The sequence below is a fragment of the Spiroplasma eriocheiris genome, from assembly GCF_001029265.1.
GTDB lineage: Bacteria > Bacillota_I > Bacilli_A > Mycoplasmatales > Mycoplasmataceae > Spiroplasma > Spiroplasma eriocheiris.
Genome location: NZ_CP011856.1, coordinates 286259 through 299144, shown reverse-complemented (window position 1 = coordinate 299144; position 12886 = coordinate 286259). Strand labels below are relative to the sequence as shown.

Genomic DNA, 12886 nt, shown 5'->3' with positions numbered 1-12886 from the left:
TTGCATTTTTACTATTAAATATGGTATTATTAATTACTATTTTTTAAATCAAAGGATAGAAGATTCAATAGCCAATTACACCAATTATATAGGCTGTTGCAAGTGAAAATAAGGCGTTAGATACTAACATTTTTCAGTTAGTTTCTTTTTTAATTACCGCCATTGTTGATAAACATGGAATATATAATAAGAAAAATAACATAAAACTAATCCCATTGGCTAAATTAAAGAACGAACTAATGGCAGTTTGACTACCAAAGACAATAGTCATATTACTAATAGCTAGTTCTTTCGCTGGAAAGGCTAACAATAAACTAGTTGCCATTCGCCAGTCGTTTAATCCCAAAGGCATAAATAAATAACTTAATCCCCGTCCAACATAGCCAATAAATGACTGATCAATCTGCTCATCGGTTAAAACACCGTGAATTCCTAAGTGACTAAATAATCATACAATAATACTTCCTAATAAAATAAATTTACCTGCCCGAATTAAAAAGGTTTTTAATTCAAGCCACATTAATTTAATAATTGTTAAAAAATCAGGAGTTCGTCATTTGGGAACTTCAATTAAAAATAAATTTGCTTTTTTGCGAAACATTGTTTTTGAAAATAATAACCCAATTAAGAGAGCTGTTAACCCACTAAAAATTTGTAAGATAAAAACAACTAACCATGTGTTTTTAGTAAAAATCATTGATGCGACAAAGGCAAATACTGTTGCCCGGGCGGAACAAGAAATAAAGGGCGCAATAAAAATTGAAATAAATTTTTCTTTTTTATTAGTTGTACTACGCGCCATCATAATGGCAGGAACATTACATCCCATCCCAGAAATTAAATTAATGACACTCCGTCCTGATAACCCAAAGGGTGATAGTAACTGGTCAGTTAAAACTGAGACGCGGGCTAAATAACCACTTTGTTGAAATAATCCAACAAATAAAAATAAGATCAAAATATAAGGAATAAATGGTAGGACCGCAAACAGACCAGCTAAAATCCCATCACAAATGAGACCCGTTAAGAAAAGATGAGCATTAGTGGCTAGCATTTTATCTTTAATGAGTGTTAATAGCAAATCATTAAATAAATAATCTAATTTTTCATTTAAAAAACCACCTGTGTAGGGACCAAAGGTAATGTAGTATAAACCAACTAGGAGCAAAACAAAAATTGGGAGCCCAAAGGTGCGCTTTAATAATAAATAGTCAACTTTTTCATGCCAATTTTTAATCTTATTTTTGGTTACTGCTAAAACAGAATTTTCTAACACAAAAATTTCTTGGTATAACTTTTTAATAAAATCAAAACGGACTTGGTAAATAACTTCCTGGTTGGCATTATTATTTTCAGCAGTTAATGCTAAAATTTCCTCGTAATTTTCCTGGTTATTTTTTAAATAATCAATGGCAATTTGGTTATTTTCTAATAGTTGAATTGCTAAAAACCGCTTTGACATTCCGCTAATTGTTAATTTTTCGGTAATTTGGGTAATTTTACTTTCAATATCATTACCATAATTTAATTTAAACGCATTCAAAGGACATGCTAATTCTTTTTGAACATTGTTTAATCCCTTATTAGTTTTCGCTACCGTTAACACAACTGGGCAAGTTAACATTTTTGCTAACTTATTGTTTAAAATTCGTTGGTTTTTTAACTCATCAACCATATTAATTGATAAAACTAATGGTTTTTGGGTTTCTAATAATTGAATGGTTAAATGCATATCGCGTAAAAACGAATTAGCTCCTAAAACATTTAAAATACCACTAAAATCTGTTTTAAAAATAGTATTTAAAACAACATTATCATCATCACCACGGGCATTTAAATTATAAATTCCTGGTAAATCCATTAACTTCAAATCAGTTGTCTGTTTAATTTTACCAACCATCGGGGCGACTGTTGTTCGGTCAAAGTTTCCAATAATTGTAGTTTTATTTGTTAAATGATTAAAGAAAGTTGATTTACCAATATTAGGTGATCCCACTAATAAAAAGTAATTATTTTTATCTTTTTTCTTAGGGGATTTCACAGCTGAATTATGACACGACATATCTAACCTCAATATACTTTGCCTGGTCAATGTTAATTGCGTATTCAACATTATTGACTCTAATATGTAAAATTTTATTTTGATACTTAATAACTTCAATTTCTTGGTGCGGATAAATCCCAATTTGATGAATTTTATGTAAAAATTCATTTTCAATTAACGGATTAATTCTAACTACTGTTACCTTTTTCCCGCAATATTCTTTTCCTAACATATTTCCAACCTTCTTTTTGTCATTATTAATTATATCTTATTTTAAAATAAAAAAAGTAAATATTCCTATTTACAAACATTTTTTTATTTTAACATAACATATAAATGGTGGACCCGAACGGGATCGAACCGTCGACCCCCTGCGTGCAAGGCAGGTGCTCTCCCAGCTGAGCTACGGGCCCATTAAAAAATGGTCGGGCTAAATGGACTTGAACCATCGACCTCACCCTTATCAGGGGTGCACTCTAACCAGCTGAGCTATAGCCCGAAAACCTTACTTATTATAACATTATCTTAATTAAAAAAACAAGTTAATTTCACTAAAAATGATAATTTTCTACACTTTTTTAAAGAAAAAGGTTCCATATTTATTGTCTTGGAACCTTTTATTCAACAATTTGACTTAAGTCTTCAATATCAAAGTTATTTTCAGACTTTCCTTTTTTTGTATTCTTTTTCGCTAACTTAGTTTGTATTTTTTGTTGACGTTCTTCTTCTTTTTTTAACCGTTTTAATTCTTTTTTTGATAACCCAGCAGTTAATAAATCATTATCTAAGAAATTAATATAATCATTTGTGTAATCATCATTTAAATAATCCTGGTTCTGATTTTCATTCCCATAATTTAAGTTATTTAAACTACCTTGTTGTTGAACATTTTCATTTTCAACATAACTGTGATTTTCAACTTGTTCTGGCGTCGAACTTGACACAACAGATGGTTGATCATTTGTTGTTTCTACTACTGGTGTTATATTTTCACTTTGTGCTGGTGAGTTATTATCCTCATTAAGATTTTCATTTGTTAACTCTGAAGATACTGCTTGCGGATAATTCGTCGTAGGATTTGGGATACTATGTTCCGAACTATTATTAACCTCTTGACCACGATAAACTTCATCATTAGAATATGATTCTGCTGAGGCGTTCATTGCTGTCATATCCATGTTTCCTAACCCTTCACTATAACCAGGGGGCGCATACATTTCATTATTGTAAGGATTAAAATTATTCTCATCAACATACACTGGTGGATTAACAAATTCTTCAGTTATATACGGTTGCTGTTGATTTTGCGCTTGATATTGTTGCAAATTTGATGGTTGAGATTGAGCCATGTTGGGCTGATAATTAGGTGATCCCTGATAATTTGTTCCACTCGCTGAATTATTGCTATTATAACCCATTGCATTATTATTCATATTTCCATAGCCCATTGGGGCATTATTTGCTGGGGCTTTATATCCCCCGGGTTGTCCATAAAATTGGTGGTGATGATGTTCACCATGATCATGACCATAGCACCGATGTTCACAAAAACTACCACAAGAACCATTAGGTGGGTACATCCCCGGAAACCCCATTGGATAAAATGGATACATCATTGGTGTTTGTTGGGCTGGCTGTTGAATAAAGAATACTTGTGGTGAAGAAGTTGGTGCCACTGGTGGTTGGTACATTGGATAAGTTGGCGGCATTACTGGTTGGACCACTGGCGGTTGTTGAAAAGGAACATAAGTCGGATTTTGTGGTGTTTCTAAACTAGACATAAAAACTTCAGCATCACGACGTGAACGAAATAATGCGACCTCATCATTTGCTGCTGATTTAACTAAAAATCCTTCTTCATTCGGAACAATATAAAAATTTGAATTTATACTCATAATATTTAGCACCCCATCACATTTTGATAAAAATGACCATAATTTCTATTTGTATATATTATATCATAATTCCCTATCTTTTAATAAGTAATCTTTACTAAACATAACCCATAGGGTTTGGCACAAAAACTTGTTTTTTTGCTCCCTGGAAGGTTTGCTAACTGCGTTTTAATGTCCGCTAAACTAATTTTGCCTTCATAGCACGCTAAAATATTTTGAACCATCATCCGAATTTGGTAACGAATAAATGCCTTGGCTTGAACATGGATTAAAATTTTATGATGACCATTGCGTTCAACCCAAATTTTATTAATTGTTCGGATAGTATTAATACTTTCTCATTTTTTAACTCCCGAAAAATTAAAAAAATCATGGGTTCCTACAAAAACTTGGGCAATTTGATTTAATTTGTTAACATCTAAGGATCTTGGATATTTTAATTCATAACGGCAATTAAAAATATCAACCGCCCCATCATTAATTGTATAAACATATTCTTTTTCTAAAACATTGCGCACTCCAAAATTTTCATCCCGGATTTCATAATCTTTAATATTAATATCTAATGGTAATGAAGCACTAACAGTTTTGATAAAAAACCCGACATCCTTAGGAATAAACGACAGTTTAACTAAAACCTTTTGATCTCAGGCATGAACTTGTTGATCGGTTTTACTTGATCCTAGCATCCATAATTGTTGGTGAGAAACACGAAAAAATGCCTTTTCTAATTCACCCTGAATTGTCTTAGCATTTTTTTGTTTTACTCAGCCATGATAATCATAACCATCATATTGTAAAGTTAATAGTAAATACATTCTTATCAACCCATTACAAAATCATCAATGTGCGGAATCCGTAGGGGAATAAATCCGGTTTTAATTTTGCCAAAAACTCAGCCGCTACCTTCTCAATGCCAAACATTATAGAATGTTTCGCTTGTGCCCATGGTTGCTCACTGGGCAATAACAACACTAGCAATTCCAGCTACAAAAATAAAGATAATAATATCGGTAAAATTAATATGGTAATGGCGATAGCGCGTACGTTTTGCATGCGGATCATAACCACGCGCATCCATCGCATAAGCTAAATCTTCCGCCTTTTGGAAAGCTGACACTAATAATGGAATAATTAAAGATGTGGTAGATTTAATTTTATCTTTAAAATGACCATTCTTAAAATCAACTCCCCGCGAAGCTTGGGCCTTCATAATTCGCCCGGCTTCTTCAATTAACGTCGGAATCATTCTTAGAGCAATTGAAATAATTGTTGATAAAATATGAACTGGAAACTTTACTAATTTTAATGGGCTTAGTAAGTCTTCTAAAGCTAATGTTAAGTCTAAAGGCTGGGTTGTGGCAGTTAAGATTGTTGTAATCATAATCATCAAATAAATCCGGCAGGCCATATACAAAGCATTAAACACAGCTTTTTCAGAAAAGCAAAATCATGCTTTTCCCCCAGGGGCTGATGGTCCTAACGCTTCTGCTTTTCCTCCTCAGTGTCAACCAATATAGCCATTAGTAATTAAAAAACAGTTAATAATTAGTAACACCGTAAACATAAATAAAATTGGTTTTAATAAGGAAAAAAGCATTCGTGCTCGTAAATGAGCCATAAAGAAAATTGTTAACACTGTACAACCTAATAACACATAGCCACTAAAACCAGTTGAAAAAAAGATTGAAGCCATCAATGCAATTAACATGAATAATTTAACACGAGGATCAATTCGATGAATCGGAGAATTATAAGCAATATAACGCCCAAATGATAATCTCATTGTTTACACAACCTTTCTTATTTCTTTTTCATTTTAACAATTTCTGCGGCTAATTGTGCCATGTTACGAATATCGTGGTTAGTTAAATCTAAGCCTTTTTCTTGTAGTTTATAAATTAAATTATAAATTTTTGGTGGTTCAATCAATAATTCCTCTAATAATTCTTTATTGCGGAAAATATCGAAGGGAGTTCCGACTTTTAAAACTTTTCCTTCTTTCATTGCAATAACTTCATCAGCAATTTGGAGCACATGATCCATATTATGGGTAACGAGAATAATACGCTTTTGTTGCTCTTTATTAATGCGATTGAAAAGATCAATAAAATCTTCTTCTCCTTCAGGATCTAACCCGGCGGTTGGTTCATCTAAGATTAAAGTATTTCCTTCCATTGTTAAAATCCCGGCAATAGCTACTCTTCGTTTTTGTCCTCCGGATAAGTCAAAGGGTGACCGTTCAAGATAACTCAGGGGCAACCCCACCATTTCTAAATATTTTTTAGCATTTTCCCGGGCAACTTCTTTTTTTTCACCCAAGTGTACTGGTCCAAACATAATATCCTTTTCAATGGTTTCTTCAAATAATTGATACTCTGGAAATTGGAAGACTAAACCAATGGTTTTACGCAATTGTTTAATATTTTTAATTTTCTTTTGCTTAGCTTTAATAATAAAACCATTCGCATTAACTTCACCAGTGGTTGGAATTAATAATCCATTAATATGTTGAATTAAAGTTGATTTTCCACTTCCTGTTGAACCAATAATTGCGATAATTTTCCCCGGCGAAAGAGTTAAATTAATATTTTCTAGCGATTTAAATTCATACGGAGTTTTCGGCGCATAAACATGCGAAACATTAGTAAAAACAATGTCGCTACTTTCTAAATTTTTAACTTCATCATTTTTTTTATTTTTTATTTTTGACATATTTCATCCACCAACTCCTCTAAACTTAAGGTGTTCTTAACACTTAATCCAGCTGCCTTTAAAAAATCAATCATTTTGGAAACAAACGGCACATCTAAATGAATTGAACGTAAGAAATCTTCATCATATAAAATTTCTTCTGGTTTCCCACACTTAACCATTTTCCCCTTATTCATCACAATCACCTTATCCGCATTTAAAATTTCATCCATATCGTGGGTAATTGAAATAATCGTTTTTTCACGAGTGTTTTTTAAATCAACCATAATTTGTTTAACTTCTTTTTTTCCTTTGGGATCCAACATACTAGTTGCTTCATCAAAAATTAATATTTCTGGTTGTAAAGCTAATGCTGACGCAATCGCCACACGCTGTTTCTGTCCCCCAGATAGCATTAAGGGTTCATGGTTTAGAAAATCTAGCATTCCAACTTGTTTTGCCACTCTTTCAATAATTGGTTGCATTTCCGGTTGGGGAATACGGCGATTTTCTAAACCAAAAGCAATATCATCACGAACGGTTGAACCAATAAACTGATTATCTGGATTTTGAAAAACAATTCCTAAAAATTTTCGAATCCCATTCATTTTTGAATTAGTCATCACATTTCCAAAAATTTCAACACTACCATTTTGAGGACGTAAAACACCAATAATGATCTTACTAATTGTTGACTTCCCACTACCATTATGACCAATAATAGTCACATATTCACCATGGTTAATTTCAAAACTAACCCCATCAACAGCGTTGGGATGATTTTCGCGATAACGAAATTCAATATCTGTTAATTTCAATGAAATATTATTTAATTTTTCCAGTGTTATATCTACATTTTTTTTCTTTCTTGCCATTTTACTGATCACCTTAATATGTATTTTCTCCCCAAAATTTATAAATTAATTATATAGCAATATTTGCTAATATCTAAAAATTAACTAAATAAATTATTTATTACAAACATATTATATATATAAATTATAAATAAAGGAATTTATTTTAATATTTTTTTTAAAATAAAATAAACTACCAGATAATATTCAAAATTACCTTAATAGTTTATTCTAAAATTTATAAACACTATTTTTTGTGTAAAGATAAAAGTTATCTAGGGTTGTCTTCGCAAATTGCACTTGATAGTTCAAAAACTCTTCATTAAAATAAGTTATTGGTTGCTGTCAATCATTTTGTGAAGAATATAATGGAGTTAACCCATTATTTTGCTTACCAAACACATACAAATGACCGTTAGCATCTTCAAAAAAATTATTAGTTAAATTTTCTAATACTACTTCATAATGATCTCCTAAATTATCGGTGCTGATATCATCATTAATTTTAAGTAATTGAATGTTATCTTTTTTTAAAGTTTCATCATAATTACGGGCTAAAATATATTTAATTTTATTGCTATCAGAATCATCCATGATGATATTTAAAATATCAACATAATTCAGTCGGAATATAAATTCACGTCGAATCTTATTAGCTATAATTATGAAACCATCCACAAGATTGCTCTTAGCAGATTTTATTACTTTGATTTCCAATCCATTCTTATAAAAAATTTTAGCAAATTTAAAATCATTTGAAATCTGAATATGCTCTATCTTAACATCACGTTCAATATTAAAATCTAATTTAATGGGAAAAGAAATAAAGTTAGTTTGGTAATAAACATCAACACTATTTGACAAAGGATTATAATAAATATCATTAACTTCTTCAGGCATTATTGTTAAACTGTCAATTTCTTTTACAACATGAAAAGTATTGTAATGTGGATAAAACACTAATTGATATAAAAACCCATCAGTTGTTAAAATAAGAAAGAAAAGTCTTTTATAATAAATATTGTTTAAATCAAATGGGATTAGTAAAGTTTTTTTAATTGTTTTTGTGAAATACATCCCGTTGGGTTTAAAAATACGGCTAATTACTTTTTTATTTTTCCCAATAAAAAATAAATTATTATCTTTTGTAAAACCATAAAGTTCTTGAGTACCATTAATGTTAGAAACATCCATTTGCATTACTTGTGAAGATAAAGTTAAAACTTGTTCTCAATCATTATTAGCATCATAAATAATATCATCAGAAGTTAAAACATATTGATGGTTATTAACTTGATTAACATTAACAATTGATTTATCAAATGTTTTAATTTTTTGGCCAGAATTATGGACTGTTAAATTAATAGTGGCTTTCCCATTTCACAACAAACTCGCTTGGGTAGGAACTGTAATATCGATTGCAATATTATTTGTTTTTAATGGTCTAGGACATTATTTGTTTGTAAAGTTGCTAATGGATGGTCTATTAAACTTATTAAATTAGGATCTAATAAACTATTGTCATAGTGTACAACTTGTTTAATAGCTGATCGTAAACTATTTTCCGAGGTATCATTAATATTAATATAATAATTTTGATAATCCCCCGTTAAGTCTTTTGATAAATTACCTAAATCACGGGGATTAATAATTGGAACAACGGGTCTATTTTCACCAGACCCAGTTGAATTAGTAAATAATTTTATTCCTTGCCATGCTCCTAACGATAACCCGACAACTAATAAAAATATCATTGTAAAGATAAGAGTTGCCTTAAATTTTTTCTTGGTTTTTACTACTGTTTTAATTAAATTAGGTTTAATTTGTAACGCTGAGTAAAATTTTGCAGGTGGAATCTTGGCATTGGCAAGATTCATTTGTACATTATGATCTTGACGATTTCATTGGTCAGCTTTTTCTAACACCTTTGGATTAAATTTAACATTATGATGTTGATTTTTTTCTTTACTTTCTGAATAAATTAAATAGTATTGCTTAAAATGGCAATTAATGATTGCAATATTAATTGTGGATGGTTGTTCTTGACAAAACTTTGCCCCCTGGGCAAGCGGTAATAATAGCAGCTCTTCATTCCATAAATTGGGAAATATTCTTGTTCGAAGAAAAACTTTAATATTTTCAATATTATTTTGACAATATTTACAAACTAAAGCATTATCAATAGTTACTAGACTATTGGTTGTAACTTCCTTGCGCATCAAAATACCTCCTTTGTTTCATAGTTAGGTCACATAATTGTAACATATTTTTAAAAAAAGGTTAAATATTTTTTAAATTAAAACTAGTAACCACAAAAATAATTATCAACAAAAAAATCCTTAATTTAATTAAGGATTTTCTCTATCATTCATTATCTTCTAAATCAAGATTTTGGATATAAACTTCTCGGGGCTTTGCACCATTTTGAGGTCCAATAACGCCATTATCTTCTAATAAATCAATTAGCCGACTTGCCCGGTTATATCCAATCGAGAATTTTCGTTGAATTAGTGAAGTTGACGCTTTTTGGTTCAGAATCACAAACCGTTTAATTTCATGATATAAGGGGTCTAAATCATTTTGATCACCTGGTTCTTTGCCCCCTGGTTGGTCAATATTTAAAAATTCCTCTTCATATTCTGGTTCTTGTTGACTACGACAATACTGAACTAACCGTTCAATTTCTTCATCGGAAATATAAGCTCCTTGGGCACGAGTCGGAATATTTTGCCCTGCAGGAGCATACAACATATCTCCATACCCAATTAGTTTTTCGGCTCCGGTTTGATCTAAAATAGTTCGGGAATCAATTGAGGAAGCTACCGCAAACGCAATTCGGGATGGAATATTAGTTTTAATAACTCCGGTAATAACATCAGTTGATGGACGCTGAGTGGCAATAATCATATGAATTCCTGCTGCACGAGCTAACTGGGTAATCCGCATAATAGAATCTTCAATGTCTTTTCCCGCTGTCATCATTAAATCAGCAAGTTCGTCAATAACAACAACAATGTATGGTAACTTATCTTCTGTTTTAACTTTCGCATTATAAGTTTCAATATTACGAACACCTTTTTCCGATAAAATACTATACCTACGTTCCATTTCCCCAATAACTTTTTTTAACGCCCCATTTGCTAATTTTGTATCCGAGATTACTGGAGCTAGTAAATGTGGTAAATTATTGTAAACTGCTAATTCAACCTGTTTTGGGTCAATTAATAATAGCTTAACTTCATGAGGTTTTGTTCGCAATAGTAAAGAAGATAAAATTGTGTTAATTGATACTGACTTCCCGCTTCCCGTTGACCCGGCAACTAATAAATGGGGCATCTTATCTAATTCAATAAAAATAATTTCACCATTTACACTACGGCCTATCGCAACTAATAATTTATTATTCTGTTTTTCTAATGGAGTTTTTTCCATAATTTCCCGTAAGGTTACCTTATTACTAATTTGGTTAGCAATTTCAATTCCGACCGCAGATTTTCCTTGAATTGGAGCTTCAATCCGCACATTTTGGGTTGCTAAAGCATATTTTAAATCATTTTCTAAACTAGTAATTTTATTAACTTTTACCCCTGGCTGCATATGGATTTCAAACTTAGTAATCGTTGGACCAATGTTAATTCCTTGGACACTCGCTGCAACATTAAACTGCTGAAAAACTTCATTAATTTTTAACGCTTTATTTTGGGCCGCTTGTTTATTAATTTCATTATTTTGATGGTTAACTACTTTTTCATTTAATAAACTTAATTTTGGTAATTCATAACTTTCATTAATTGTTAATTTTTTAGGATTAACTGCCGCATTTTTATTAATTTCAACATTTCGTGGTTGTGAAATTGGTTGTGGGGATTCAGAATAATTAGGATTATGGCGATTTAACTGACGATTAATTGCTTTATTATGCGCTTCTAAAATTTGATCAGTTTGTGAAACATAACTTTTTGGGGGTTGCTGTGGTTCCGGAGTTAACTCTGGTAAATCATCATAAAATCCAGGTTCATTCTTGACTGGAGTATTAACAGGCGGAATATTAAATTCTTGGGTTTGATCATTTTCATCATAAATTGAAGTTTGCCGAAGTTCACTTGTCTTCATTGTTGAGTTATTAGATAATTTTCCGAACGGAGTAATTGCTGATTCAGAATTTAATTTTTCCCGTGCTTTTGACAAATCAACATTATTACCATATGCTGATGAATAAAATGGGGCGTCATTTAATTTGTTGTTTTCTTCTCGACGATGGCGGGGACGAATATATTCATGCTCGCTAGGAATATAAACAGGTTTACGCGGTGGTTGGGAGCGATTTGATGGCTCATTAAAATTAACATAATTTTGCTTTTTATCTTTATTATTTCGAGTTTGATGATAATCATCGGCAATTAAATCTTCAATCAACCGTTGATCATGAGCAGCAGTAAAGGAAGGCATTTGAATTGTAATATCCGAAGATTCGGTTGTGTGCATAACTTGACGGGGTGAAAAGATTTCATCGTCAGGAATATTAATTGATTGATAAATACTAGTTTGCAAGACTTTTTTATTGGCTTTGCGATTTTTATTAGACGTTAATTTAACTACCCGAATCCCATGGCTATTTTGTCGATTTTTTGAACGGAACATCCCGATTGGCGAACCAGTAAAAATACAGCTAAACCATAGCATTGTAAAACATAATGCTAATGCTAATGAACCAAAAATTGTTAAATAAGAAAAAATTGCGGCAATAAAGTTTCCAATAATTCCGCCACCGGCATATAATGTAATTCAATCACCATTAAAGCCCACAAAAGTAACGGGGTTACGAGGATGAGAATTAAAAATGGATGCTTTTTGTCAGTGGTTAATATAGTTACTCATAATATTAACAAAATTATCTTGGTCAAAATATTTAATTTCATGATGCGCAAATTGCACAATTAATAACACATTGCTTACCATTCAACAGACTAAAATTGCAAAAACAAGGATCATATAACGAACCCGTTTTTTTAACTTTATTTTAACCCCAATAAAAATAGTAATTCCTAATATTAAGCACAACAAATAAACAATGTATTTAAACCATCCAAAGGGAAAAGTAAAAATAACATCATCAATAAACTGTCCAATTAAAGTAATTCGACCAACCGCAATAATGGTAAAGAAAATTAGCAATAATGATCCAATAATTCACCCGATTGAATCATTTCGGCGTTGTTTTTTCTCAATTTTAATGATGGCAGTCGTCTCATTTTGATCATTTAATGGATGATCATCATAAGAATTTCGTCTCATATTAAATTGCCCCCTTGAAATATTAATTAATAATAGATATGACCATACCAAAAAATTATTATATTAATATTTATACTATAAATATATCATAAACTAAAAAGATA

General features: G+C 31.1%; 10 protein-coding genes and 2 tRNA genes. All 12 read right to left on the bottom strand.

Annotated features, from left to right (window positions below):
- Window positions 1-43: 43 nt before the first annotated feature.
- Window positions 44-2062, bottom strand: coding sequence for a ferrous iron transport protein B (gene feoB, locus SERIO_RS06445; protein WP_047791131.1), 2019 nt, complete (start codon window positions 2060-2062; stop codon window positions 44-46).
- On the bottom strand, window positions 2049-2276 hold the full coding sequence (locus SERIO_RS01365; RefSeq protein ID WP_047791130.1) for a FeoA family protein: 228 nt from the start codon (window positions 2274-2276) through the stop codon (window positions 2049-2051). The genes feoB and SERIO_RS01365 overlap by 14 nt, the downstream gene beginning before the upstream one ends.
- A gap of 105 nt (window positions 2277-2381) precedes the next feature.
- Window positions 2382-2457: transfer RNA gene (locus SERIO_RS01360), tRNA-Ala, on the bottom strand.
- Window positions 2458-2466: 9 nt separating this feature from the next.
- Window positions 2467-2543 (bottom strand) — tRNA-Ile (locus tag SERIO_RS01355).
- Window positions 2544-2661: 118 nt separating this feature from the next.
- Complete coding sequence (locus SERIO_RS01350) at window positions 2662-3939, bottom strand: hypothetical protein (protein WP_047791129.1); 1278 nt, start codon at window positions 3937-3939, stop codon at window positions 2662-2664.
- A gap of 80 nt (window positions 3940-4019) precedes the next feature.
- A complete protein-coding gene (locus SERIO_RS01345) occupies window positions 4020-4757 on the bottom strand; it encodes a tRNA pseudouridine synthase A (protein ID WP_047791128.1) in 738 nt (245 codons plus the stop codon).
- A gap of 2 nt (window positions 4758-4759) precedes the next feature.
- Window positions 4760-5725, bottom strand: a complete 966-nt coding sequence (locus SERIO_RS01340) for an energy-coupling factor transporter transmembrane component T family protein (protein ID WP_047791127.1) — start codon at window positions 5723-5725, stop codon at window positions 4760-4762.
- A gap of 17 nt (window positions 5726-5742) precedes the next feature.
- A complete protein-coding gene (locus SERIO_RS01335) occupies window positions 5743-6654 on the bottom strand; it encodes an energy-coupling factor transporter ATPase (RefSeq protein ID WP_047791126.1) in 912 nt (303 codons plus the stop codon).
- A complete protein-coding gene (locus SERIO_RS01330; protein ID WP_047791125.1) occupies window positions 6642-7508 on the bottom strand; it encodes an energy-coupling factor transporter ATPase in 867 nt (288 codons plus the stop codon). Before SERIO_RS01330 ends, SERIO_RS01335 begins: the two co-directional genes overlap by 13 nt.
- A gap of 210 nt (window positions 7509-7718) precedes the next feature.
- The gene (locus tag SERIO_RS01325; protein WP_047791124.1) at window positions 7719-8873 is read right to left on the bottom strand and encodes a hypothetical protein; all 1155 of its coding nucleotides are present in this window, start codon (window positions 8871-8873) and stop codon (window positions 7719-7721) included.
- 50 nt (window positions 8874-8923) lie between these two features.
- Window positions 8924-9706: a hypothetical protein gene (locus SERIO_RS01320; RefSeq protein WP_047791123.1), complete on the bottom strand. Its 783-nt coding sequence runs from the start codon at window positions 9704-9706 to the stop codon at window positions 8924-8926.
- Window positions 9707-9848: 142 nt separating this feature from the next.
- Window positions 9849-12782 carry a DNA translocase FtsK gene (locus SERIO_RS01315; RefSeq protein ID WP_047791122.1) on the bottom strand — a complete coding sequence of 978 codons (2934 nt, stop codon included), beginning with the start codon at window positions 12780-12782 and terminating at the stop codon, window positions 9849-9851.
- Between the last annotated feature and the right edge of the window lie 104 nt (window positions 12783-12886).